General features: G+C 66.8%; 23 protein-coding genes. 6 read left to right on the top strand and 17 right to left on the bottom strand.

Features of this window, described 5'->3' with window-relative positions; all coding sequences use genetic code 11:
• Nucleotides 1-143: 143 nt before the first annotated feature.
• Together cphA and EV687_RS04890 are read right to left on the bottom strand one after the other, a co-directional pair.
• Entirely contained in the window at nt 144-2,720 is a 2,577-nt protein-coding gene (gene cphA / locus EV687_RS04885; protein WP_122226701.1) for a cyanophycin synthetase, read from the bottom strand.
• Nucleotides 2,721-2,795: 75 nt separating this feature from the next.
• Nucleotides 2,796-5,087 (bottom strand): cyanophycin synthetase, encoded by a 2,292-nt coding sequence (locus EV687_RS04890; RefSeq protein WP_122226702.1) that lies wholly within the window; start codon nt 5,085-5,087, stop codon nt 2,796-2,798.
• Nucleotides 5,088-5,378: 291 nt separating this feature from the next.
• On the opposite strand from EV687_RS04890, the gene EV687_RS04895 reads away from it, so the two are divergent.
• Nucleotides 5,379-7,763: a cyanophycin metabolism-associated ABC transporter gene (locus tag EV687_RS04895; RefSeq protein WP_122227220.1), complete on the top strand. Its 2,385-nt coding sequence runs from the start codon at nt 5,379-5,381 to the stop codon at nt 7,761-7,763.
• Nucleotides 7,760-8,311, top strand: coding sequence for a cyanophycin metabolism-associated DUF1854 family protein (locus tag EV687_RS04900; RefSeq protein WP_242612469.1), 552 nt, complete (start codon nt 7,760-7,762; stop codon nt 8,309-8,311). The genes EV687_RS04895 and EV687_RS04900 overlap by 4 nt, the downstream gene beginning before the upstream one ends.
• 91 nt (nt 8,312-8,402) lie before the next feature.
• Here EV687_RS04900 and hisC read toward each other — a convergent pair whose 3' ends face one another.
• From hisC to tsaD, 15 genes are all read right to left on the bottom strand, one after another.
• A complete protein-coding gene (gene hisC, locus EV687_RS04905; protein WP_122226703.1) occupies nt 8,403-9,488 on the bottom strand; it encodes a histidinol-phosphate transaminase in 1,086 nt (361 codons plus the stop codon).
• 143 nt (nt 9,489-9,631) lie between these two features.
• Entirely contained in the window at nt 9,632-10,666 is a 1,035-nt protein-coding gene (locus tag EV687_RS04910; protein WP_122226704.1) for a CobD/CbiB family protein, read from the bottom strand.
• A 15-nt stretch (nt 10,667-10,681) separates the two neighbouring features.
• Nucleotides 10,682-11,458, bottom strand: coding sequence for a CoA pyrophosphatase (locus tag EV687_RS04915; RefSeq protein WP_122226705.1), 777 nt, complete (start codon nt 11,456-11,458; stop codon nt 10,682-10,684).
• Nucleotides 11,459-11,612: 154 nt separating this feature from the next.
• A complete protein-coding gene (gene rplS / locus EV687_RS04920; protein WP_122226706.1) occupies nt 11,613-11,996 on the bottom strand; it encodes a 50S ribosomal protein L19 in 384 nt (127 codons plus the stop codon).
• Nucleotides 11,997-12,123: 127 nt separating this feature from the next.
• Complete coding sequence (trmD, locus tag EV687_RS04925) at nt 12,124-12,912, bottom strand: tRNA (guanosine(37)-N1)-methyltransferase TrmD (protein ID WP_122226707.1); 789 nt, start codon at nt 12,910-12,912, stop codon at nt 12,124-12,126.
• A gap of 121 nt (nt 12,913-13,033) precedes the next feature.
• Complete coding sequence (rimM, locus tag EV687_RS04930; protein WP_122226708.1) at nt 13,034-13,753, bottom strand: ribosome maturation factor RimM; 720 nt, start codon at nt 13,751-13,753, stop codon at nt 13,034-13,036.
• 159 nt (nt 13,754-13,912) lie between these two features.
• Nucleotides 13,913-14,188, bottom strand: a complete 276-nt coding sequence (rpsP, locus tag EV687_RS04935) for a 30S ribosomal protein S16 (RefSeq protein ID WP_122226709.1) — start codon at nt 14,186-14,188, stop codon at nt 13,913-13,915.
• 240 nt (nt 14,189-14,428) lie between these two features.
• A complete protein-coding gene (locus EV687_RS04940) occupies nt 14,429-15,838 on the bottom strand; it encodes a GntP family permease (RefSeq protein WP_122226710.1) in 1,410 nt (469 codons plus the stop codon).
• Between the two features lie 294 nt (nt 15,839-16,132).
• Nucleotides 16,133-16,612, bottom strand: a complete 480-nt coding sequence (locus tag EV687_RS04945) for a DUF2269 family protein (RefSeq protein WP_122226711.1) — start codon at nt 16,610-16,612, stop codon at nt 16,133-16,135.
• Nucleotides 16,613-16,639: 27 nt separating this feature from the next.
• Complete coding sequence (locus tag EV687_RS04950) at nt 16,640-17,038, bottom strand: DoxX-like family protein (protein WP_122226712.1); 399 nt, start codon at nt 17,036-17,038, stop codon at nt 16,640-16,642.
• The gene (locus tag EV687_RS04955) at nt 17,038-17,973 is read right to left on the bottom strand and encodes an NAD-dependent epimerase/dehydratase family protein (RefSeq protein ID WP_122226713.1); all 936 of its coding nucleotides are present in this window, start codon (nt 17,971-17,973) and stop codon (nt 17,038-17,040) included. The genes EV687_RS04950 and EV687_RS04955 overlap by 1 nt, the downstream gene beginning before the upstream one ends.
• A 69-nt stretch (nt 17,974-18,042) precedes the next feature.
• Nucleotides 18,043-18,465 carry a hypothetical protein gene (locus EV687_RS04960; RefSeq protein WP_122226714.1) on the bottom strand — a complete coding sequence of 141 codons (423 nt, stop codon included), beginning with the start codon at nt 18,463-18,465 and terminating at the stop codon, nt 18,043-18,045.
• Between the two features lie 141 nt (nt 18,466-18,606).
• Nucleotides 18,607-19,062: a thiol-disulfide oxidoreductase DCC family protein gene (locus EV687_RS04965; protein ID WP_122226715.1), complete on the bottom strand. Its 456-nt coding sequence runs from the start codon at nt 19,060-19,062 to the stop codon at nt 18,607-18,609.
• Nucleotides 19,063-19,197: 135 nt separating this feature from the next.
• Nucleotides 19,198-19,746 carry a GbsR/MarR family transcriptional regulator gene (locus tag EV687_RS04970; RefSeq protein WP_122226716.1) on the bottom strand — a complete coding sequence of 183 codons (549 nt, stop codon included), beginning with the start codon at nt 19,744-19,746 and terminating at the stop codon, nt 19,198-19,200.
• 59 nt (nt 19,747-19,805) lie between these two features.
• On the bottom strand, nt 19,806-20,873 hold the full coding sequence (gene tsaD / locus EV687_RS04975; RefSeq protein WP_122226717.1) for a tRNA (adenosine(37)-N6)-threonylcarbamoyltransferase complex transferase subunit TsaD: 1,068 nt from the start codon (nt 20,871-20,873) through the stop codon (nt 19,806-19,808).
• Nucleotides 20,874-21,098: 225 nt separating this feature from the next.
• On the opposite strand from tsaD, the gene EV687_RS04980 reads away from it, so the two are divergent.
• The 4 genes from EV687_RS04980 (at nt 21,099) to ligA (ending at nt 25,692) form a co-directional block, all read left to right on the top strand.
• Nucleotides 21,099-21,350: a GlsB/YeaQ/YmgE family stress response membrane protein gene (locus EV687_RS04980; RefSeq protein ID WP_122226718.1), complete on the top strand. Its 252-nt coding sequence runs from the start codon at nt 21,099-21,101 to the stop codon at nt 21,348-21,350.
• A 146-nt stretch (nt 21,351-21,496) separates the two neighbouring features.
• On the top strand, nt 21,497-22,060 hold the full coding sequence (locus EV687_RS04985; protein WP_242612470.1) for a hypothetical protein: 564 nt from the start codon (nt 21,497-21,499) through the stop codon (nt 22,058-22,060).
• Nucleotides 22,061-22,192: 132 nt separating this feature from the next.
• The gene (locus tag EV687_RS04990; RefSeq protein WP_122226719.1) at nt 22,193-23,392 is read left to right on the top strand and encodes a cell division protein FtsZ; all 1,200 of its coding nucleotides are present in this window, start codon (nt 22,193-22,195) and stop codon (nt 23,390-23,392) included.
• 101 nt (nt 23,393-23,493) lie between these two features.
• The gene (gene ligA, locus EV687_RS04995; RefSeq protein WP_423201063.1) at nt 23,494-25,692 is read left to right on the top strand and encodes an NAD-dependent DNA ligase LigA; all 2,199 of its coding nucleotides are present in this window, start codon (nt 23,494-23,496) and stop codon (nt 25,690-25,692) included.
• Nucleotides 25,693-25,694: the final 2 nt, after the last annotated feature.

Raw genomic sequence — 25,694 nt, forward strand, 5'->3', positions numbered from 1 at the left:
CGACGCCGCTGAGTGCGATTCACGCACGAGCCGCACTCTATCAGAACAGTGATGACAACGTTCGGTCATCCGACAGCCGGCGCGAATGCATCGGCTGCATCGGCTCCGGAGCCCGGCCGCTCACCGGCTGGTCACGGGCCGCATCAATGCTGCCGCGCCAGTTGCTGCAGGTGCTCCAGCGCCAACTCGACCTGGTCGATCAGCACCAGGCAGAAATCACCCGGCTGCAGGCGGGCGATGGCCTGGTCGATCGCGGCGATCTCTCCATGCACCTCGTCGATGCGCCGCACGCGCCGCGTGGCCGCATCGGCGCCTTCGAAGCCCTGGCGCAGCAGCGCGAGCACCTCGCCATCGGCGCGGCCGCGCTGGCAGGCGTCCTGGTAGAGGATGGCCTCGTCGAAGGCGGGTGCGAGAATCGCCGTCTGCGCGCGAATGTCTTCGTCGCGCCGGTCACCGGCGCCACTGATGACCAGCACGCGCTTGCCCGCCGGCGTGGCTTCGACCACTTGCACCAACGCGCGCATGGCGTCCGGGTTGTGCCCGTAGTCGGCCACCACGGTGGCGCCACGGATCTGCAGGGTGTTGAAGCGGCCAGGCGCATTGTCGGCGCTGGCCGAGAAGCTGGCCAGGCCCCGGCGAATAGTCTCGGTCGGCAGGCCCAGGCCCCAGGCGGCGGCGACGGCCGCCATGACGTTCTGCACCTGGAAGGCCACGCGGCCACCCTGGGTCACCGGAATCTCGGCCAGCGCGATGCTGTCGCGCCACGAGCCTTCGCTGGCGACGATGGCATCGCCTTCGACATAGACGCTGCGGCGGCCCTGGGAGCGGTGCGCCGCCAGCACGGGGTGGTGCTTGTCCAGCGCAAAGTAGATGACCTGCCCCGGCGTGGTGCTGGCCATGGCGGCCACCAGCGGGTCTTCGGCGTTGAGCACTGCATAGCCGCGCGGCGAGACGTTGCGCACCGTCACGCCCTTGACCTGCGCCAGTTCTTCTGCGGTGTGGATGTGATTGAGGCCAAGGTGATCGCCCGCGCCGATGTTGGTGACCACCGCCACCTGGCTCTGGTCGAAGCCCAGCCCTTCGCGCAGGATGCCGCCGCGCGCGACCTCCAGCACCGCCGCATCCACCTCCGGATGGAACAGCACGTTGCGGGCGCTGCGCGGGCCGCTGCAGTCGCCGCTCTCGATCAACTTGCCGTTGATGTAGATGCCATCCGTATTGGTCATGCCGGTGACGAGACCGTGGGCAATCAGCATGTGCGCCAGCAGGCGCGAAGTGGTGGTCTTGCCATTGGTGCCGGTGACGCTGACGATCGGAATGCGGCCATCGTTGCCCCTCTCGAACAGCATGTCCACCACGTATTTGCCGATCGGGCGCGGCTGTCCATAGGACGGCGCCAGGTGCATGCGCAAGCCCGGCGCGGCGTTGACCTCGACCACGCCGCCGGCCTGCTCCTCCAGGGGCCTCTCGACGCTCTCGCACACCACGTCGACGCCGCAGATGTCCAGCCCCACCATCTGGGCAGCGGCAATCGCGCTGGCCGCCACGGCCGGATGCACGGTCTCGGTCACGTCGGTGGCCGAGCCACCGGTGCTCAGGTTGGCGTTGTGGCGCAGCACCACCTTCTGACCCTCGGCCGGCACGGCCTCGGGCGAGAGGCCCTGCAGTTGCAGTTGGCCCAACGCGATATCGTCGAGCCGGATGCGCGTGAGCGAGGTGGCATGGCCGTCGCTGCGGCGCGGATCGAGATTGACCAGCTCGACCAGTTCGCGCACGCTGTGCTGGCCGTCACCGATGACCTGCGGCGGCTCGCGCCGGGCCGCGGCGGCCAGACGGTCACCGACCACCAACAGACGGTAGTCCTGGCCGGGCAGGTATTTCTCCACCATCACCGTGCCGTAGCGGGCTGCGGCCTGGTAGGCGCGGTCCAGTTCCTCGCGGCTCTGGATGTTGACGGTGACACCTTTGCCCTGGTTGCCGTCCTGCGGCTTGGCCACCACCGGCAGGCCCACCTCCTGTGCCGCCACCCAGGCGTCCTCGGGCGAGGCCACCGGCCGGCCCAGCGGCACCGGCACGCCGGCGGCCTGCAGCAGTTTGCGGGTGAGCTGCTTGTCCTGCGCGATCGATTCGGCCACGGTGCTGGTGGCATCGACCTCGGCGGCCTGGATGCGGCGCTGGCGCGAGCCCCAGCCGAACTGCACCAGCGAGCCGCGTGTGAGGCGCCGGCAGGGGATGCCGCGGGCCGCCGCGGCCTGCACGATGGCCCCGGTGCTCGGTCCCAGGCGCTCATGCTCGTCGAGTTCGCGCAGTGCCGCAATCGCCGCGGCCGCGCCAAAGGGCTGGCCCGCCAGCGTGGCGCGAATCAGGTTTTCTGCCTGCTGCAGGGCCTGGCGGCCTACCGCCTCCTCGCCATATTCGACCAGCACCTGGTAGAGGCCCGGCTCACGGGTCGCCACGGTGCGCGAAAAATCAACCTTGGCGCCAGCCTCCTGCTGCAGCACCAGGGCAGCAAACTGCAGCACGTGCGCCAGCGTGGCGGCACCGCCTGCTTCGCTGCCCGGCGTGCCGATGGCCGCGAAGGACTGGCGCAACTGCGCGACGAAGCCCGGCAGGTGGCTGATGTCGCATTCCTGCGGCATGCACTGCACGAGCGCCAGCATGGCGGTCTTGCGGGTCCAGAGATTGGGGCCGCGCAAGGCGCGGATGCGGATGATTTCCATGGTGATCGGACTCTTGAATACGGTCGTCGTTGCAAAGCGGGGCCGGGCTTTTTGGGACTGGCCCGCTTCCATGCCTCAATGTGCAGCTGCGGCTGCGGAAAATGCGGCGGTGGAGGCCACGACAGCGCCCAGGCCGGGCAATGCCTGACTGAAAGTGCGGATGCCGGCCACCACCAGCTCGGGCGCGATCTCCATGGCCCAGCCGGCGGCGATGGCCGCCAGCAACTGGTCCGGCTGCAGGTCCTGCTCGGCCGCCTGCATGCACAGGCCGGGCCAGTCGGCCAGCGTGCTGCTGTCGCGCTCGGTCCACAGCTCGACGCTGTCGCCGCGCGCCACCACCCAGCGAACATGGGTGCGACTGTCGCCATCGGGCGGCTGCAGTTCCTGCCAGGCCTCGAAAGGCGCGGCGCTGCTGGCATAGAAAATCACGCTGCCATCGCTCAGGCCGCAGAGCTCGGCCACCTGCGCATCGTCGGCGTTGAGAATCGCCAGCCCGCTGGGCAACACCACATCGACCTGGGTGCGCAGCACCCGCGTCATCTGCTCGCGCTGCTGGATGTCGTATTCGCCCAGGCGCTCGCAGCCATCCATGTCGGTGACCAGGCCGATGTGGCAGCGGTCATAGGCCAGGCCGTCCTGCAGGATGCTGCGCGGCCCGTTCTCGATCACCGCCACCTGGATCTGCTGGTTCATCAGCAGGCGATTGCCGGCCTCCCAGTTGTCGCTCTCGCGCCGGTCCACCAGGCGTTTTTCCAGGAAGATGCCCTGGCGGCAGGCCACCCCGGTGTGGCGGCCCGAGAGGTGCAGCAGCCAGCCCACCAGCCTGGCGATGCCGGTGGTGCCGTGCCGGCCGGCGATGCCGATGATGGGGATGCGGCCCGAGAGGTCGGCGCCATCCTGCGCAGCAGGCGCCGGAAACAGGTATTCGACGATGGCCTGGCCGACCGGCTGGGGCGAGCCCACGGCGGGCTTGAGATGCATCAGCAGGCCCGGACCGGCATTGACCTCGATCACCGCCCCGCCCTGCTCGCCAAGCGGCCTGGCAATGTCCTCGGCCATCACGTCCACGCCGGCGATGTCCAGCCCCACCACCTTGGCGGCCAGCGCGGCGGCCTCGGCAGTCTCGGGATGGACCTCGTCGGTGCAGTCGATCACCAGGTTGCTGCTGCGCTGGATCAGCACCAGCTTGCCGCTGGGCGGCACGCTCTCGGGCGCGAGGTCCTGGCGACGCAACTCGTGCAGCACATCGGTTCCATGCACATCGATGCGGCCGAGCCGGAAACCGGTGTCAGCTTCACCACCGACGCTGGCGGCTGGCGCCTGGCGGCGCGGGTCCTGGTTGATCTGGCTCTCCACCAGCTCGGCCACGCTGTGCAGGCCGTCGCCAGTGACCTGCAGCGATTCACTGCGCGCCGCCGCCACCACCTGCCCGCCCACCACCAGCAGGCGGTGTTCGTTGCCTGGCACCATGCGCTCGACCATCACCTCGTAGCCATGCGGCTCGGCCGCCGCCCACGCCGCCTCGACCTCGGCCTGGCTGCTCAGGTTGACGAACACGCCACGGTTGCGCGAGGAATCCGATGGCTTGACAACCACCGGAAGGCCAATGTCCTGTGCAGCCTCCCAGGCCTCGCCGGGGCTGCCGGCGACCTGCCACTCCGGCACCGGCACGCCGCAGAGCTGGATCAGCGACTTGGTCAGATCCTTGTCACTGGCAATGCCCTCGGCAATCGCGCCGGTGTTGGCGGTCTCGGTGGTCCAGATGCGCTTTTGCGCCGAGCCATAGCCCAGCTGCACCAGGTTGCCATCGTTGAGGCGCATGGCGGGGATGCGCCGCTCGAACGCGGCATCGACGATGGCGGCCGTGCTCGGGCCGAGGTAGCGCTCCTCGATGACCTTGCGGATCGCCGCAACCGCCTGCGCCACGTCAAAAGGCTGGTCGTTAATGGCCGCCATGATGAGACGGTGGCCCTGCACCAGCGCGGCACGGGCGACCTGCTCGTCCTTGGCGCGGAACACCATGCGGTAGACGCCGTGCCTGGAGGTGCTGCGCGTCTGCCCGAAGGCGGTGGGCATGCCCGCGAGGTTCAGCAACTCGATGATGATGTGCTCGAGGATGTGGCCGCACCAGGTGCCCTCGTCCAGGCGCATCAGAAAGCCACCACGCTCGCCCACGCCACAGTGGTGTTCGATCAGATCCGGCAGCCAGGCCTTGAGGCGCTCGGCAAAACCGGGAATCCGGTTGGAGGGGTATTCCTCCAGCTCGCCCAGGTCCAGCCAGACCTCCAGCACCTCGCGGTAGGTCCAGATGCTGGGGCCGCGCAGGTAATTCACGCGCAACAGGGCGATGTCGTTGAATGTGGGCATAAAGGCAAAGCAATGAATGGAAAGTTCCGCTCCTGGCCTGTGGGCCATGGCTCTCCGCAGCGCTGCCGGGAGCCTGAAACGGTACGGGATTCTGTCACGTCCGCGGTGGTGCGTCGGCCATGCCGGACGCCGCCAGAGGGGAGTGCTTCGGCATGTGGTCAACAGAAAGCGGCCGTGGCGCGTTGGGACTGGGGTGCGCCTTGTGCGGCATCTGCCTGCCGATCCGGCCCATGATGGCCGCCAGCGGCACCAACCAGCGGCAGAATGCGGGCATATGGCAACTTCTCCGACATGACATCCAGACTCCCCCAACACCAACAACACCCGCCCGGCGACGAGCCCTTGCAGCCAGGCAAGAACGGACCGGATGGCCCATCGACCGCCCCCTGGCCGCCACTGCCGCTGCATCCCGGTGAAAACGTGCTGTGCGCACTGGCGGTTGACCTGGACAGCGATCTGCATTTCCTGCCCGGCCGCCTGGTGCTCGGCACCGAGGCCTTGTACGCCTGGCAGCAAGGCGCGGACGGCTGGCTGCGCACCCCGCTCGACCATCGCCACGAAATCCGCTTTGCCGAGCATGCCGGCCTGGTGACGCTGAGCCTGCACGACGCCGATGCACGGCTGGCAGTCTGGCACCTGACACAGCAGGGCAGCATCCAGGCGCAACGCTTGGTCGAATGCTTCCGGGCACATTTCCAGCAAGATCCGCAAAGCGCCATCCGCGTGCAGGACATGAGCACCTGCGCGGTCTGCGGCGCGGCGCTGCCGCTCGATGACTCGCACTGCCAGGCCTGCTCCGAAAAGGAGCTGGAGGCCCCCGTCTCCAGCCGCGTGCTGCTGCGCCTGACGCGCTTTGCCCGGCCCTACAAGTGGCTGGTGCTGCTGGGCTTCGTCCTCACGCTCGCCTCGACGGCCGCGACCCTGGTGCCGCCCTACCTGACCATCCCGCTGATGGATGACATCCTGATCCCGAGCCAGGCCGGCCAGCCTGTCGACATGGGGCTGGTGCGCCACTACCTGGGCCTCTTGCTGCTCTCGGCGCTGGTGGCCTGGGTGCTGGGCTGGAGCCGAACCTACGTACTATCGCTGGTCTCCGAGCGCATCGGCATGGATCTGCGCACCACCACCTTCAACCACCTGATGGGCCTGTCGCTGGACTATTTCGGCCGGCGCCGCACCGGCGACCTGATCGCCCGCATCGGCTCGGAGACCGAGAAGATCAACACCTTCCTTTCGGTCAACGCGCTGGACTTCGCCACCGACGTGATCATGATCGCCATGACCGCGGCCATCCTGATCTCGATCGACCCGACGCTGGCCATGGCAGCGCTGGTGCCGCTGCCCTTCATCCTGTTCCTGATCCAGCGCGTGCGCGCCCGCCTGAAGATCGGCTTCGAGCGCGCCGCCCGCGTATGGTCACAGGTCACCAACGTGCTGGCCGATGCCATCCCTGGCGTGCGCGTGGTCAAGGCCTTCGCGCAGGAGTCGCGCGAACAGCAGCGCTTTGGCGATGCCAACCAGAACAACTTCCAGGCCAACGACCGCGTCAATCGCACCTGGGCCCTGTTCTCGCCGAGCGTTTCGCTGCTGACCGAGGTCGGCACCCTGGTGGTGTGGGCCTTCGGCATCTGGCTTGTGGCGGACAACAACATCACCGTCGGCGTGCTCACGGCCTTCATCGCCTACATCGGGCGCTTCTACACGCGCCTGGATGCCATGAGCCGCATCGTCAACAGCACCCAGCGCGCCGCCGCCGGCGCCAAGCGCATCTTCGACATCCTCGACCAGGTCTCCACCGTGCCCGAACCGGCCCGGCCGGTGCCGATGAACGACGTGCATGGCCGCATCTCGCTGCGCAACCTGGGCTTTCGCTACGGCAGCCGCAGCGTGCTGCGCGGCGTCAACCTGGACATCCAGCCCGGCGAGATGATCGGTCTGGTCGGCCACAGTGGCTCGGGAAAGTCCACGCTGGTCAACCTGATCTGCCGCTTCCATGACGCCAGCGAAGGCGCCATCCTGTGCGACGGCGTGGACATCCGCCAGATCGGCGTGGCCGACTACCACCGCCACATCGGCCTGGTGCTGCAGGAACCCTTCCTGTTCTTCGGCACCGTGGCCGAGAACATCGCCTACGGCCGCCCCGATGCCACGCGCGAGCAGATCATCGCCGCCGCACGAGCCGCCCATGCGCACGACTTCATCCTGCGCCTGCCGCAGGGCTACGACTCGCTGGTGGGCGAGCGCGGCCAGAGCCTTTCGGGCGGCGAGCGCCAGCGCATCAGCATCGCCCGCGCGCTGCTGATCGACCCACGCATCCTCATCATGGACGAGGCGACCTCAGCCGTCGACACCGAGACCGAGAAGGAAATCCAGAAGGCGCTGGACAACCTGGTCCAGGGCCGCACCACGATCGCCGTGGCGCACCGCCTCTCGACGCTGCGCAAGGCCAATCGCCTGGTGGTAATGGACCGCGGCGAGATCGTCGAAGTTGGCGGTCATCAGGAGCTGCTGGACAAGCGCGGCGCCTACTGGCGCCTCTACCAGGCGCAGCAGCGCAAGACCGATGGTCAGGATGAGGCAGCCGCCGCCCCGCCGTCCCATGGCGACAATGGCAGTGAGAATCGGCCGCAGGCAGGCACAGCGGTGCTTGCGCATGCCGAGGAGGAATCCACATGACCCCCAAGCTCCCACCCCCTGCCGCACGCGATGTCGACAAGCAGTTCATGCCCGAGCATGTCGCCATGCTGGACGCGAGCTGCCCGCCGCAGCAGATCGGCTACAACAGCCATGGCCAGCTCACCTGGCGCGATGCCTGCGGCACGCCCATACCCATCCAGCCGGTGGCCGCCTTCGTGCTGAGCGCGCCGCGCCGGCACATCTCGCTGGTCGACGCGCAGGGGCGCGAGCGCGCCTACATTCCGCAGCTCGATGCCCTGCCCGCACCGTGCCGCCAGGCCATCGAGACCAGCCTGGCGCTGCGTGAATTCGTGCCCACCATCACCGTCATCCATGCCGTCAGCAGCTTTGCCACGCCCAGCACCTGGAGCGTCGAGACCGACCATGGCCCCACGCAACTGGTGCTGCAGAGCGAGGACGACATCCGCCGGCTCGGCGCCGAGGGTCAAGCGCTGCGCATCACCGACAAGAACAGCCTGCAATACCAGATTCCGGATATCGCACGGCTGCCCAAGGCCTCGCGTCGGCTGCTGGCGCGCTTCATCTGACGGCAGCGCTGCGGCCCAGTAGCCAGCGCAGCGCCGTCCATCGATAAGCGATTGAGTGATCCGGCCATCCGGCGAACCGGCAATCCAGGGCTCAGCCCAGCAAGGCATCCAATGCGCCGAACAGCGCCTGGTTCTGCGCCTCGGTCCCCACCGTGATGCGCAAAAAGTCACGGATGCGCGGGTTGCTGCCGAAATGCCGCACCAGCACGGCCCGCTCGCGCAGGCCCCGGAAGATCTCCGCACCGGCCCGCTCGGCATGGCGCGCAAACACGAAGTTGGCCGCCGATGGCAACACCTCGAAGCCGCGCTGCTGCAGCCCGGCCACCAGCGCCTCGCGCGTGGCGATGATGCGCGCCGTGGTGTCCCGGAAGTACGCCACATCCTCGTAGGCCGCCTTGGCACCGGCCTGTGCCAGGCGCCCCAGCGGGTAGGAGTTGAAGCTGTCCTTGACGCGCGTGAGCGCCTCGATCAGTTGCGGGTGACCGGCCGCAAAGCCCACCCGCAGCCCGGCCAGCGAACGCGACTTCGACAGCGTGTGCACCACCAGCAGGTTGGGATGGCGCTGCAGCAGCGCCAGCGCGCTGTCGCCGCCGAAGTCCACGTAAGCCTCGTCGACCAGCACCACCTGCTCACTGAAGTGTTGCAGCAGCCGCTCGACCTGCGCCAGCGGCAGCGCAATACCGGTGGGTGCATTCGGATTGGCGATCACCACGCCAGCCACCGAGCGCGCCGGCAGCGCCAGGTAGTCGTCCACCCCCACCTGCCAGTCCTGGCGTAGCGGCACCAGCTGTGCCTGTATGCCGAACAGGTTGCAATAGACCTTGTAGAAGCTGTAGCTGATGTCGGGCATCAGCAGCGGCGCGCCGCCGCGCTGGAAGAAAGCCCGAAAGGCGTGCGCCAGCACCTCGTCCGAGCCGTTGCCGAGGAACAGCTGCTCGGACGTAAGGCCGTGCGCCGCATGGTGGCTGGCGATGGCCTGGCGCAAGGCCTGCGACTGCGGGTCCGGATAGAGTTGCAGGCCATGCACACTGGCCTCGGCAATGGCCGCCAGCGCCTGTGGCGATGGGCCATACGGGTTCTCGTTGGTGTTGAGCTTGACCAGATTGGCCATGCGCGGTTGCTCGCCCGGCACATAGGGCTCGAGCACATCCAGGCCATCGCTCCAGAAGGTCGTCATCGCGTTCAAGGTCCTCTTTGGAAAGGAAAGGCAAATGCCGCAGCTGGTTGCCCGGCTTTGCCCGGCGCGTGCGATGCATTGGCTTGCCGGGGTCTGCGGCAAGCGCGATTATCGGTCTGAACCCGCCACGCCCAGCGCAAAAATCACAGCACGGCCGACAGCAGCAGCACCATGGTGAGCAGCCCGCCCCACAGCAGCAGCGCCCGCCAGATCAGCGTCGCCAGATCGTGCAGGGCCTGCACGTCTAGCACATCCTTCGCCTCGCTGTCGTCCAGCGCGTCGTCGATGCGCTCGGTGGCACTCAGGCGCACCAATGCCCCCAACGCGCCCAGTGCACCCAGGCCCGGCCACTCGAACGCAGCGCGCGGCAAGCCCATGGCCGCCACCGCCGCGCCGAGCAGTGCACCTTCGGCATCGTCGGGACTGCTGGCACGGTGGGCGCGCCAGGCACCCAGGGCCTCCTCGAAACGTCCGACAGCAGCAAACACCAGGGCCGAGCAACGCACCGGCACGGCATCGACCACCGCCCAGGCCTGGCGCGCCAGGCGGTTGAGGGCGGGGCTGGCGCGCGCTTCCGCGGCCCGGCCTGGATAGGTCTCCGACCACTGGCGATAGGCATACTCGGCGCAGCGCAGCAGCACCGCACCGGCCGGCCCCAGGCCCAGCGGGGCGAGCAGGCCAAATGCCGCAAACACACCGAACACGTGGCGGTGCATGTACAGCAACGAGACCTTGATGGTCTGCGCCACCAGCGCCTCGCCCCTCAAGCGGCGCAGCATCCATGGCGCGGCCGGCTGGCCGGGCCGCAGCAGTTGCTGCCATTCCAGCAGCGCAGCAGCGGCCTGCCCCTCGTCCCCCATGCTCAGGGCATTGCGGATGCGCGTGAAATGCAGGCTGAAGGAGCGAAAGCCCAATGTGGCCGCCAGCACGCCCACCGTCCACACGAAGGCAGCGAACCAGCCCAGCCAAGCCAGCAGCAGCGCGTACACCAGCCAGGACAGCAACGCCGGCCCTGCCGCCACCAGCGCCCACAGCAAGGCGGCCTGCCAGCCGGCACCGGCGTCGAGGCTGCGCCGCAGCACCACCATCAGGTGCCGCAAACTGCGCGCGATGCTGCGTGGCCCCTCCAGCGGCCGCAGCTGCTCGAGCAACAAGGCAAAAAAGATGGCCAGAACCATGTCTCGGAGGTCCGTTCAATCCATCGTTGAATCCAGCGGCGGCATCGCAGCTGGCCGAGGCGCCTGCATGAACCGGTAGAAATTGCGCAGGATACTGGCTGTCGCGCCCCAGATGTAGCGCTCGCCGCCAGCAGCATCCTGGTATGGCATCGACAGCCACTCACGCGACACCTCGCCCTGGCGATAGCGCTGGTGACGGTGATTGGCCGGGTTGAGCAGGTAAGCCAACGGCACCTCGAAGATGTCATCCACCTCGCCGGGATTGGCGTGCAGCGCCAGGCCCGGCGGCACCAGGCCAACCACCGGCACGACCTCGAAGCCCGAACCCGTCACATAGCTGGGAAGCTCGCCGAGCACTTCGACGCGCCGGGGCGCCAGGCCAATCTCCTCTTGCGCTTCGCGCAGCGCGGCCGCCTCGGCACTGACATCGCCCGGGTCGATGCGGCCGCCCGGAAAGGCAATCTGCCCCGAGTGCTTGCGCAGGGCCGCGGCGCGCTGCGTCAGCAGCACCGTCGGCTGCGCATGCCCGACGATGGGCACCAGCACAGCCGCACGCACGGGCGTGATGCGCATGCCAGCACCAGCACTGCTCTCATTCACCCATTCCGGCGTCCAGACCGGCCGGCTGGCAAAGCGCGCGCGCAACGCAGCCAGGGTCTGTTCGGCACCTGGTACCACCGGCAGTGCATCATCGACCGCCACCACCGGCACATCCTGCGGGCGAAAGCCCACAGGCAGCACCAGCGGCGATGGATGGGCTCTGGAGGATGAATCGCTGGACTGTTCGCTCATGGCTTGTGATTCTGGCATGTTCCGCCGCAGGCTGTATCACCCACCAGACGGAGCCGTGCAGGGAACCTGCCCGCATCCCGCAGACACAAAAAAGCCGCCAGCATGGTGGCTGGCGGCCTTGGCTGTGCGCCCAGAACCCGGGCAACGCGGCAATTTATGCGGCGTTGCTGGTCTTGACGCGCGAAGGCAGCTTTTCCTTGATGCGGGCCGACTTGCCACTGCGCTCACGCAGGTAGTACAGTTTGGCGCGGCGCACATCGCCACGGCGCTTGACCACGATGCCGGCGATCAGCGGGCTGTAGGTCTGGAAGGTGCGCTCGACACCTTCGCCGCTGGAGATCTTGCGCACCGTGAAGGCACTGTTGAGGCCGCGGTTGCGCTTGGCGATCACCACACCTTCGTAGGCCTGCACGCGCTTGCGGCTGCCTTCGACCACGTTGACGCTGACGATCACGGTATCGCCAGGGGAGAAATCGGGGATCTCCTTGTTCAGGCGGGCAATTTCCTCGGCTTCGAGGATTTGAATCAGATTGCTCATCTTTCGTCCTGTCAGATCGTGCCCGGGTTGGTTGTTGCCACAAGCGGCTCTCGGAGCCTGTCCAAGGTTTCTTAAACAGGCTGTTGTCCCAGGGTAGAGGATCAAAGCCCACCATTATAGCGTACTGTCAGCCGGTCTGACCAGGATTTTCTGCCGGCGGACTCTCGGCCAGATAGCGCTCATCGGCACGGTCGAGCCAGCCCTGCTGCCTGGCCTGCTGCAGCAGCTCGGGGCGCTGGCGTGCCGTCAGCGCCAGGCTCTGCTGGCGGCGCCAGCGGGCAATACGGGCATGATCGCCACTGGTGAGCACCGCAGGCACCGACCGGCCCTGCCAGACCTCGGGGCGGGTGTAATGCGGGCAGTCGAGCAGGCCCGAGATGGCCGGGTTGAAACTGTCCTGCGCATGGCTTTGCGCATCGTGCAACACGGCCGGCTGCAGGCGCAGCACTGCATCGAGGAAAACCGCCGCGGCCACCTCACCACCCGAGAGCACGAAATCCCCCAGGCTGATCTGCTGGTCGACATGGGCATCGATGAAGCGCTGGTCCACCCCCTCGTAACGCCCGCACAGCAAGATGGCACCGGCTGGCGCCCCGGCCTGCCGCGCCACCAGCGCATGCGAGAGCACCTGCCCGACGGGCGAGAAGAACAGCAGTGGCGCGGCCTGCGGTGGCGGCTCAGCACGCTCCTCACGGATGGCCTGCAGGCAGCGTGCCAACGGCTCGGCCAGCATCACCATGCCCGGACCGCCTCCGAATGGACGGTCGTCAACACGGCGATAAGCACCCTCGGCAAAGTCGCGCGGATTCCAGAAACGCACCTGCACACCAGCCGCGCTGGTGGCACGGCGGTTGACGCCATGCTCCAGATAAGGAGCGATCAGTTCCGGAAACAGGGTGATGATGTCAAAACGCATGGGTCGGGCCCGAATGTCTCACAAACCGCCGCCAATCCATCCTGGGAAAGCAGCGCCCCTGCCGCAGCCAAACCGGGCCGCCGGCCTGGTGGCGCGTACCTGCGAACCGCCGATCATTCGATCAGTAATCGGGCTGCCAATCCACGCGGATCAGCCGCGCAGCCGGATCGACCCCATCGACATAGGCCTCGACGAACGGGATCAGCCGCTCGGTCATGCCGGCCTCCTCCTGCTGCTGAACCACCAGCACCGACTGCGGGCCGTTGGAGAGCATATCCTGCACGGTTCCCAGCAGCACACCTTCGCGGTTGTGCACCGCCATGCCCAGCAGATCGAGCCAGTAATACTCGCCCTCGGGCAACGGCGGGAAATCCGAACGCGGCACCGCGATCTGCGCCCCGCGCAAGGCCTCGGCCACATCGCGATCATCCAGCCCCTCGAACGAGGCCACCAGGCCATCGCCCTGTTCGCGCAACTGCTGCACTGCCAGCTTCAGCGGCGCACGCAGCGCGCCACCGGCCGGTCGCCGCCCGGTGGCAGGCGGCAGCAAATACCACACTGCAGCCTGCTGAAGTACCTGGGCATCGGCGCTGTAAGGCGCGAGCTTGACCGCGCCGCGCACGCCCCACGCCCCCAGAACGTGCCCCAGTTCCACCAGATCGGACGGCAAGGCCGCCGCATCGACCTGCGCAGGTGCCAGTGCTTGCACGACCTTGCTGCGCACAGCCGCCGCGTGCGCGGTGGATGCGGTCGGGTCGGCATTGGCTCGCTGCGATTTCTTCTGATCCGGAGCAGACGAAGATGCGGGCAGCGGAAGGTGACGGGGAGCGGTTTTGGCCATTGGGGACGAACACCTGGCGGACATGAAAAAACAGGTATTGTGCCGCATGTGCGGACATCAATACCTGTGATGTGCGGAATGCACCACGCCCTTGGTGGTCTGCCGCATTCCATTGCAATGAACCGTGCCGCCCGCGGCGGCACCATTCATTCGGCCCGATCAGGCCGCAGCGGCAACAGCAGTCTGGGCTTGCTCGGCAGCGGCCTGCTTGGCCAGACGCTGCACGGTGTCAGACGCCTGGGCGCCAACACTCTGCCAGTAGCTCAGGCGGTCGTGGGCCAGGCGCAGGCCTTGCTCGGAACCGCGGGCGTTGGGGTTGTAGTAACCGATGCGCTCGATGAAACGACCGTCACGGCGCACACGCTTGTCAGCCACGACGATGTTGTAGAAGGGACGAGCCTTGGAGCCGCCGCGAGAGAGTCGGATAACGACCATGTTCAGTATTCCTTGGAATCAGTCAAATGCAATCGCACTGGCCCCCAAAGGCCCGGCACGATTGCCAGCAAATCCACAGCGCTTGAGACACGCGACATGACCACCCGGCCAGCGACTACGCTGTAAAACAGGCGATTATAGCAAAGGAGCCGCCTCTTTTTCCATGGGTGGCTTGTCAATTTGTCGCCATTGCGCGCGCGATGCCATAAAACCATGCCCGGATGGATCCTCTGCGCCCACTCAGAAACTGCCGAACAAGGTGCCCAGCGTGATCACGACGGCCAGCGCCAGCAGCGGGAACAGCATGGTCACCGCCGCGATGTTCAGGTAGGACTGGCGGTGCGTGAGCTTGCAGATCGACAGCAGCGTGATGATGGCGCCGCAATGCGGCAGGGTATCCATGCCGCCGGCAGCCATCACCGCCACGCGGTGCAGCAGCTCGGTGCTGATGCCCATCTCCTCGGCCATGCGCAGGTAATCGGCCCCGAGGGTCTGCAGCGCGATGCTCAGGCCGCCCGAGGACGAACCGGTGATGCCGGCCAGCACGTTCATCGCCACCGCCTCGGAAATCAGCGGGTTGTTCGGCGCCACGTTGAGCACGGCGTCGCGGATGATGGCAAAGCCCGCCAACCCGGCGATGACGGCGCCATACCCCACTTCGGAGGCTGTGTTGAAAAGCGGCAGCATGAAACCGAACACACCCTTGTTGACGGTCTCCTTCAGATTGCCCCAGCGGCCCAGGCGCACCAGGATCAGCGCCGTGCAGGCGACCACCAGCGCGATGATCAGCGACCACAGCCCGACGATGCGCTGCGGGCTGACCTGCGGGAACGGCTCGGCCAGGAACGAGAAATCCACGTTCGGAAACACGGCATAGACAAACAGCGCGTTGACACCGACGACCAGCAGCAATGGCAGCAATGCCAGCGGCAGCGGCATGATGGAATAGCGGCCATCGGCCTGGCCCTGCCCGCCCTCGGCCTGCTCGGCCGATTCGTCATGCTCGCCATAGCCCTCGCCGTTGGCATGCGCCTTGGCCACCCGGCCATGCAGCCACCACAGGCCACCGGCGAGCATGATGATCGAGGCAATGATGCCCAGCCCCGGCGCCGCAAACACATTGGTGCCGAAGTACGGGATGGGGATGGCGTTCTGGATCGCCGGCGTGCCCGGCATTGCCGTCATCGTGAAGGTGAACGAGCCCAGCGCGATCGCCGCCGGAATCAGCCGCTTCGGAATGTGGGCGGCCCGGAACAGGCTGCGCGCGATCGGGTAGATGGCAAACGCCACCACGAAGAGCGATACGCCGCCATAGGTCAGCAGAGCGCAGGCCACCACCACGGTAGCCACCGCATGCTTCTCGCCGATGACCTGCACGATCCAGCGCGCCAGCGTATTGGCGGCACCCGAGTCGGCCATGAGCTGGCCGAACAGCGCCCCCAACAGAAAGATCGGCAGGAACTGCAGCACATAGTTGCTCAGTGCCGACATGAAGGTGCTGGTATAGATCGGCAGCATCAGGCCGATGTCGCCCGACAGCAGCACGGCCAGGCCCGCCATCAGCGGCGCCAGGATCAGCACCGTGACGCCGCGGTACGCAAAATACATCAACAGAAGCAGCGAAACGACAATGGCAAGCGTACTTGTCATGGAATCTCTCTAGAGAAGGGGGAGTTCAGGAAGACAGGCCGACACCACAGCGGTAGAGCGGCCAAGGAGCGATGGCGTGGCGGACCATGCCGGCCAGCCATTACCCAGTGGTTACCACTACGTAACAACCCGCACAAATCCGCACAGACTGTCTACTTTAACAGCAGCTAACGACATTTAAAGGACCAGAAACGACCAGATCGACCCTTTTTTCTCCGTGTTTTCCCTATGTCTGCTGGTCTTCCATAAAGGGTCCGCTGGCGGCTCCTCAGCCACCCGGCAGTTCTCAAGCCTTCAAGCCCATAGAGCCGGCTTGTTCACCATCAGGTAGTACACCGCCACCATGGCCAGAAAGGCCGGGTAGCCCAGCGCTTCCCAGCAGCGTGCGTAGCGGTGGTAGCGCGGCGGCAGTTGCGCCGCCCCTTCGGCAGCGGCAGCGGCGGCCATCGCCGCCATGCGCAGTTGCAGCCAGACCACCGGCAACCAGCACAGCCCGGCCACCGCATACAACAGGAGCGACAACAGCAGCCAGGGCGCATCCCAGGGCCAGCCAGCCAAATGCACCAGAGCCAGCCCGCTGATCGGCTGGACGAGGCCCGCCGGGGTGGTGAACCACCAGTCGGCCCGCACCACCAGCCGGCTGACCACGGCAATCGCCGCCACATTGCCGCTGCGATTGGCAAAGAAAAGATAGAAGGCCGTGCCAAAGCCTGTCCCCACCAGCAGCACGCTGGAGATGATGTGCAACCATTTGAGCAGCAAATAGGTGTTCATGACATCCTCCTTGATCCCTATCGGGTTTCATCGGTGTTCGGATTGCGGCGGCTCGGCACCGCGTCCGGTCTGTATCCCGTACCAGAGAATCGCCGTGATCGGCAGGTTCTTCAGCAGTGGCCCCAACGGATCCAGCCAGAGTCCGGGCAGCCAGAGGCTGGCCAGCAGCGTCATCGCCAGCATGCCGGCCAGCGCCCAGCAGAAACTGCGCCGTCCCGGTGCCAGCCACAGCCACACGCCAATGACCAGGTCCCACAGCGTACCGGCCGTCATCAGCGTCAGTTGCCAGTGCGGTGCCTGCACGCCGCCCTCGGCCAGCAAGGCCTGGCCCGCGCCCCTCCAGTTGAGGGCGCTGACCAGGGCCGTGCCCAGCCACACCACCGCCACGCTGCGGTACAGCCCGCGTTCACCGCTGGATATCGGCATTACGCCACCTCCAGTTCACGCCCATCGCCCTGGCATCGCAGCAACTGACTGTGATGGGTGGGCGCTCTCCCGAGCAGCTGTGCCATGCTCTGTGCATCACCCACGTTGTCGTGGCTGAGCAGCGCCAGTGCCTCCGATCCCCAGGGCGTCACAGGCAGCCAGTCGCCCAGCCGCGCACTCAGGCGCGTGGGCCCATCCGGGCACAGCCAGACCCGTGCCGGCGCATGGCCGAGTTGACGGCGCAGGCTGGCGATGAAATCCACCAGTGACAATGGCTGCGGCCCGACGGCATCCAGGACTCCGGGCGCATGAGTCGCCGCTACCCCGGCAACCTCGCCAGCCAGCAGCTGAGCAACAGCCTCGGCCAGTTCCAGCACATGCACGGGCTGGATGCGCGTCTGCCCGGCCACCCGTGGCAGCACCAGCAGCGGCAGACGCGCCAGTTGCAGGAACAGCGCACTGCTGGCGCCCCCGGGGCCAAACACCACGCTGGGCCGCACCAGCGTGCCGGCCAGCGCCCTCGCCTCCATCAGGCCCAGCAGTGCGTCCTCCGCCTTGCGCTTGGTGCGGGCATAGATGGTCGGATTGCCCTCGATCCCCAGCGCGCTGATGTGGATGAGTCGCCGCACGCCCGCCGTCGCACAGGCCCCGAACAAGGCCGCTGGTGCCGCCGCATGCACGGCCTGGGCCGGCCGCGCCCGGGTGTCGCGCAACACCCCCACGGCATTGACGACAGCATCGATGCCCGCCAGCCGGGGCAGCCAGGCATCCTCCGTCACGTCATGCACGAAATCGATATGGTACTCCTCGCGCCCTGCCTGCTGTGCCGGCCCAAGGCGCGCCACGCCATGCACCACCTGATGACCGTGCCAGGCCAGCGCCTGCGCAACATGCCGGCCAATGAATCCATTGGCACCACAGACCAGAACCCGCATGGCAAGCTCCTTTCTTTTTCTTCATGTCATTCATGTTCTTCAAGGCCTCGCTGGTTCGAGCATCCCGGCTCAATCACGGGCCACCGTTGCGTCAAGTGCAACAGGCGCGCCAGGTGCGGCGGGCATGGCGCCCGTGGCAAGTGTCATGGGCAACACCCCTGCGTCCACCCGATCCGCTGCCGGCAGTTGCCTGCGCACACTGCGGGTGATGTAGGCCACCGTCATGAAAATGCCGGCCAGCACCAGCCAGGTGGTGCGGCGCAGACTGCCGGCAACACTGCTACCGGCATCGAAGTCGCCAAAGCTCAGAATCAGCAACAGGGTGCCGGAAATAGCCAGCACATTGGCACTGCGCAACCAGAATTCAACGCCCTGTCCGGTTGTGCACAACGCGCGCAGCACATCGGCGAGGATGGGACGCATATAGGCCAGCGCGGCCCAAGGCCCGAGAATGCCCAGCAGCATGGAGATGATCAGCAAAGAGGTGTTCATGGTGTCGCTCCTTTCAACGGCATGCAAACCGGCATGCCTGCGTGGCACATCACTCGCTTCGATCAAGCGCCTGCCGCAGGCTGATGTGCCAGGGTCTGCGACAGGGTTGTCCTCACATTCAGAATTGGCGCGAGAACCTGCTCACAGGCCGCATTGCCCGGCGTCGCAACGGCTGCGCGCAACAGCCCGCCTTGCGGCGCGGCGGGAGGCCTGCTCGAACAGCAGCCAGGCCAGCCACTGCGGGAAGCGGTTGCGGTGGCGCGCCACCCAGGGATAGAGACGCCTGGCCAGCGGTCCCACCACCGGCCAGCGCAGCGGCCGTGCCACCCAGTCCAGGCCGGCGGCCGCATAGGCGGCCTCGAACACCGCCACGCCCCGCAACCAGCGCCCCTGCGCATCCCGGGCGTGGATCAATGCCAGCAGCTCCTGCTGCGGCACGCCCAGCGCCAGACCGGCCAACTGCTCGGCCTGCGAAGCGTCGACCAAGCGCAGCCGGTCTGCCTGATCGCGCAGCTTGAGGTTGTGCATTTCGCTGCGGCACAGGCGACAGCTGCGGTCATAGAAGATGGTCAGCGGAAAAGCCACGGTATCGGACATATCAGGCTCCTTGAAACGGGTTGCACAACGGATCGGATTCATCTTTCAGTTATTTCTATTTATTCTTTTGTTTCTGTCTATACAGAAATAAATAGCCAAAAAATTTTGAAAACATCGACCTTCAGCGGAAACTCATCATGGCGGGTCTTGCCTGGATGCGGCGTCCCCGCGCACGAACTTCTGCACCTTGGCACCCAAATCCAGCACCTTGAGCATGGTGCCTGGGGAAAGCCGCAGCATCTCGTCGGCCCAGATGCCCAGCGACTCCATCAGCTTGAGCGTCTCGCGCACGCGGTCCCGGGTGCCGGCAGCCTCGTTCTCGAAGCCGGGATCGGCCACCAGTTCGCGCAGCATTCGCACCGTAGGGTCATACTCGCGCTGCTTGCGCTCGCGCACGATCGTGCGGAACAGTTCCCAGACATCAGCGGAGGTCTCGTAATAGTCACGCCTGTCACCGAGCACCTGGGTCACGCGCACCAGCCGCAACGACTGCAGCTCGCGCAGGCTGTTGCTGACATTGGAGCGGGCCACGCCCAGGGTCTGGGCGATCTCCTCGCCATGCAACGCCTGGCCATGGTAGAACAGCAGTGCATGGATCTGCGCCACCGTGCGGTTGACGCCCCATGCCGCCCCCATCTCGCCCCAGTGGAGTACGAATCTTTGAGCGCTTGGTGTCAGTTCCATGGTGCCGATTCTATGATTTCCTTTATTTCTGTCAATACAGAAATAAAGGAAATCTACATTCAAGCCGCACTCGGCAAGGCATTGAGCGGCCAGCGTGGCCGCACATCGAAGGCATAGTCACAAACAGCCTGCTGCTGACCGGCCTGCAGGCGCATGGCCGCGGCCAGGGCAATCATCGCGCCGTTGTCGGTGCAGAGATACAGCTCCGGGTAATGTACCCGGATGCCACGCACCTGACAGGCCGCATCGAGCTGGGCCCGCAGTTGCCGGTTCGCACCCACGCCGCCGGCCACCACCAGGCGTCTGAGACCCGTTTGCCGCAAGGCCAGCAGCGATTTCTTGACCAGCACCTCGACAATGGCCGCCTGGGTGCTGGCAGCCAGGTCGGCGCGGCGCGCCTGCAGTACTTCAGGGCCCTGCGCCTCAAGCTTCTGCACCTGCGTGAGCACGGCCGTCTTCAGGCCCGCAAACGAGAAATCCAGGTTCCCGGCGCGCAACAATGGACGCGGCAGCGCAAAGGCCTGGGCATCGCCCTGCTCGGCCAACTGCGCCAGCACCGGCCCGCCCGGGTATGGCAGGCCCAGCAGCTTGGCGGACTTGTCGAAGGCCTCGCCAGCAGCGTCATCGATGGTCTCGCCCAACAGGGCGTATCGTCCTACTCCATCGACGCGCATCAGTTGTGTATGCCCGCCCGAGACCAGCAGTGCCACGAACGGAAACTCGGGCGGGTCGGCGCTCAGAAAGGGCGAGAGCAAATGGCCTTCCAGATGGTGTACGCCCAGCACCGGCTTGTGCAGCGCGGCACCCAGCGCACAGGCCACACCCGCCCCCACCAGCAGTGCTCCGGCCAGGCCCGGCCCCTTGGTGTAGGCCACCACGTCGATGTCGGCCAGCGCATGCCCGCTTTCGCGCAGCACCTGCTGCGCCAGCGGCAGCACCCGCCGGATGTGATCGCGGCTGGCCAGTTCGGGCACCACCCCGCCATACAGCCGGTGCATGGCAATCTGGCTGTGCAACGCATGCGCCAGCAGCGCCGGCACCGCGCGCTGCGGCTCAGCCCGCACCAGCGCCACGCCGGTCTCGTCGCAGGAGGATTCGATGCCCAGCACCAACAAGGGTGCCGGCATGACGGGCTGGGGCCGGGAGTCAACGGCGGGGGACGGGTTGGCGTTCATGGGACGTGGCAATCGCGTGGGACGGAACGAAGCAGTTTAGCGCAGGGGTCCTCCCTCCTGCCGGCCCCGGACTGGACCAGTCAGCGGACGGCAGGGTTGCTGCATTTTTGCTTTAATAGCGCGCATGGCCCGCATCGGGCGGGCCAGCATCCCCATCGGGGCAAGAAAGGGAGTGACATGGGAATCATCTGGACCATTCTGATCGGTCTCATCGCCGGCCTGGTCGCGCGGGCCATCAAGCCCGGCAACGACGCCATGGGCTGGATCATGACGGCGGTGCTGGGCGTGGCCGGTTCGTTCTTCGCGCAGTTCATCGGCGCGCAGCTCGGCTGGTACCAGGAAGGAGAATCTGCCGGCTTCATCGCCTCGGTGCTGGGCGCCATCGCGCTGCTGTTCATCTGGGGCCTGGTGACCAAGAACAAGAAGTAAGAACCTGTTCACGATTTTCTCGAGGGCGGCTCGCTGGCGCACCACGCCGGTGGCGCCCTCGTTGTCATCTGGCGCTGCCGGCCAGCCTCGCGCCTGGTCTTTGGCCTTCAGCGTTCGACATGCCATTCATCACCATGGAGTCCTGCATGCATCTTCCGAAATTCGACCACCACCCCAGCGCACAGGATCTGGCGCAAGGCGATCCCCGGCTCGAAGCAGCGGTGCTCCGCAGCAAGAAGATCCTGCACCGCAAGGCGCTGTTGGCTGCGGTCGCCAGTTCGTTGCCATTGCCGGGGCTGGACTGGGCCGCCGACGCAGCGCTACTGACCAGGCTGATCCCGCAGATCAACCGCGAATTCGGCCTCACGCCCGAGCAAATCGACGCATTGCACCCTGAAAAACGTGAACAAGTGCAAAAGGCCGTGGCCATGGTCGGCTCGGTGCTGGTAGGCAAACTGGTCACGCGGGAGATGGTCATCAAGCTTGCCACCAGCATCGGCCTGCGCATGAGCGGCAAACAGGCCGCGAAATTCGTGCCGCTGGCCGGCCAGGTGATCTCGGCGAGCATTGGCTATGCGGCGCTACGCTACCTGGGCGAGCAGCATTTGCGCGAATGCGTGGAGGTGGCCCGGCAAGCGCAGTTGCTGCTGCCCGGCAATGATGAGGGCGCAAATGGCGGCCCTGCTGCGGCCCGCAAGGCTGCGGCCTGAACTCCCTGCCGCCTTCCTCCGCTCCCCGACATCTTCCCGGTCCATCAGACGGCATGCATGTTGCAGACGGGCGGCGACTGACGGGCATTCTCACCCTTGGGCAAGCGTCTCAAAACTACAATAGCGGGCATTATGAGCACCCTGCAAATTTCACTGGTTCTACTGGGCATCATCGTGGTGCTGGCGGTCATCGCCTACAACACTTGGTACAACAGCACCCATGCCCCGCGCAAGGCCCGCCAGGCCGAGATCGAAGCGGCCGCCGATCCGGCCCAGCGCAAGGAACCGGCGCTTGATGCCCATGCCAGCGCAGCGGCGCCAACCGAAGGGGCCGAGCCACGGCTCGATGGCACAGCCTTTGCCGGGCAATCCGCCCATTCCGCACCCGTTCCAGATGCCGTAGCTGCTGAGGCAACGGGCGCCCCCCAGTCCGCCCATCCCGCAGCGCCCGCTCCGGCGCAGGCGCAGGCACAGGTCCATGCCAATGGCGCAGCCCATGCGCCCAGCCATGGCCAGGAGCTCGACAGCCTGGTCTTCAGCATCGTGCCCATCGAGCTGGACAAGCCCGTCTCCGGCGACGCCGCCCTGGCTGCGCTGCCACCGACGCGGCGGGTGGGCAACAAGCAGTTCGTCATCCAGGGTCTGAACCTGCAGAACCAGATCTGGGAGTCACCCCGCCTCGGCGCGCGCTACGGCCAATTCCAGGCGGGCATCCAGTTGGCCAACCGGCAGGGTGCGCTCAACGAGATCGAGTTCTCCGAATTCATTGTCAAGTCGCAGGAGTTCGCCGATGCCGTGGCCGGCGCGCCTGATTTCCCGGACATGCTGCACGAGGTCGCGCGGGCCCGCGAGATCGACGGCTTTGCCGCGCAGAACGACGCAGTGCTCAGCTTCATGCTGGTGGCCCGCCGCGCCACCTGGAGCCCCGGCTACGTGCGCCAGTGCGCGGCCGAATATGGCTTCAAGCCATCAGTGACGCCAGGACGCCTGGTGGTGCCAGCCAGCAATCCGCTGGCGCCGCCGGTGCTGGTGCTCAACTATGATCCGCAGGCCGCGCTGGCCGATGACCTCGATCACGCGCCCATCCACGAGATCGTGCTGACCCTGGACGTCCCCAACGTGGACCGCAGCGAAAACGCCTTTGCCCGGCTGCGTGCCGCCCTGGAGGGCCTGGCCGCGACCATGGAAGGCTCCCTCGCCGACCCGCAGGGCCGCAGCCTGCCGGCCATGGTGATGGAGCCCATCGCCGGCGACATCGACCGCCTCTACGACAGCCTGGAAGCGCGCGGCATTGCCGCCGGCAGTCCGGCCGCGCTGAAGCTGTTCAGCTGAGACAGACGAACCCGCCCCCAGGACCGCCACGTCAGGCCGATCCGGCCTGCCCCTTCGCCAGAACACCGGCAGCCCCTTTGCCATACGCCAGCACGCCTTCCGTGACCAACACCATCCGCACCGACGGAACATCCGACGCCGTCCCCGCACCTGCTGCGCCAACCGCCGTGGCCGCCCAGGCCGAACAGCTGCGCCAGCAGTTGCGCCGCTGGGAACATGCCTACTACGTGCTGGATGCGCCGGAAGTGCCGGATGCCGAGTTCGACCGGGTCTTCCAGCAGCTGCAGGCGCTCGAGGCCACCCATCCCGAGCTGATCACCCCCGACTCGCCCACGCAGCGCGTGGGCGGCGCCGCGCTGGCGGTTTTCCCCACGGTGCATCACACGGTGCCAATGCTGAGCATCCGCACCGAGACCGACATCAGCCCCGAGGGCGCGCGTGCCTTCGACGCACGGGTGCGCAAGGAGCTGGGTCTGCTCGAAGGCGATCCGCCCGTGCAGTACCAGGCCGAGTTGAAGTTCGACGGCCTGGCCATGAACCTGCGCTACGAGCATGGCCAGCTGGTGCGGGCCAGCACGCGCGGCGACGGTGAGACCGGAGAGGACGTCACGCAGAACATCCGTACCATCCGCCAGATTCCGATGCGGTTGCAGACCGCCACACCGCCAGCACTCGTCGAGGTGCGCGGCGAGGTCTACATGCGCCGCGACGACTTCGAGGCGCTCAACGAGCGCCAGCGCGAGCGCATCGCCCAGGGCGCGCGCGGCGAGCGCACCTTCGCCAACCCCCGCAATGCCGCCGCCGGTGCGGTGCGCCAGCTCGATCCGGCCATTGCCGCGAGCCGTCCGCTGTCCTTCTTTGCCTATGGCTGGGGTGCCATCGAGGGCTGGGATGCGCAGCCGCAGACCCAGAGCGGCATGATGGACACCTTCGCCGCCTGGGGCTTTCCGGTCAACGGCGAGCGACGCCTGGTCGACGGCGCCGAAGGCCTGGTGCAGTTCCATGCGCACATCGGAGCCATCCGCGACCAGCTGCCCTTCGACATCGATGGCGTGGTCTACAAGGTCAACAGCCTGACGCTGCAGCGCGACCTCGGCTTCGTCTCGCGCGAGCCGCGCTGGGCCGTGGCCCACAAGTACCCCGCGCAAGAGCAGCTCACCACCGTGCTGGCCATCGACGTGCAGGTCGGCCGCACCGGCAAGCTGACCCCGGTGGCCAAGCTCGCGCCGGTGTTCGTCGGTGGCGTCACCGTCACCAACGCCACGCTGCACAACGAGATGGAAGCGCGCCGCAAGGACGTGCGCGTGGGTGATACGGTGATCGTGCGCCGCGCCGGCGACGTGATTCCCGAGGTCGTCGCCAGCCTGCCCGACAAGCGCGTGGGCGACCCACCGCCCTTTTCCATGCCTACGCACTGCCCGATCTGCGGCAGCGACGTGGTGCGCGAGGAAGGCGAAGTCGACCACCGCTGCACCGGCGGCCTGTTCTGCCCGGCGCAGCGCAAGCAGGCGGTGCTGCATTTCGCGCAGCGTCGCGCGCTCGACATCGAAGGCTTGGGCGAAAAGCTGGTAGACCAGCTCGTTGACGGCGAGCACATCCACACCCTCGCCGATCTGTTCCGGCTGGACGCCAGCCAATGGGCAGCGCTCGATCGCATGGGCGAGCGCTCGGCGCAAAACCTCGTGAAGGCGCTGCAGAAGTCCAAAGAGACCACGCTGGCACGCTTTCTGTTCGGGATGGGCATCCGCCATGTGGGCGAACGCACCGCCAAGGACATCGCCCGCTACTTCGGCAGCCTGCCCGCACTGATGGGTGCCACGCCCGCCGATGTGGCCAGCGAGGCGCAGCTGCTGGGCATCCGCGACGTGGGTCCGGTAGTGGCGCAAAGCATCCACACCTTCTTCCAGCAGCCCCACAACCGCGAGGTGATTGCCGACCTGCAGGCGCAGGGCCTACACTGGCCCGAGAGCGAAGGCTTGGCCGCGAGCGACGCCGCCAGCCAGCCGCTGGCCGGCCAGACCTTCGTGCTGACCGGCACCTTGCCGACGCTCAGCCGCGAGCAGGCCAAGGAGCGGCTCGAAGCCCTGGGCGCCAAGGTGTCCGGCTCGGTCAGCAAGAAGACCCACTATGTGGTGGCCGGTGCCGAGGCCGGCAGCAAACTGGCCAAGGCCGAAGAGTTGGGCGTGCCGCTGCTCGACGAGGCCGGCCTGCTGCAGTTGCTCGAATCAGCCGGCCGTTCATCTGCCTCGGCGGCCGCGGCACCGCCGGAGGCATCCGGCACCGGCGATCTGTTTGCCTGAAG

It is taken from the genome of Corticibacter populi (genome assembly GCF_004217315.1).
In the GTDB taxonomy this organism is placed as follows: Bacteria; Pseudomonadota; Gammaproteobacteria; order Burkholderiales; family Burkholderiaceae_C; genus Lampropedia; species Lampropedia populi.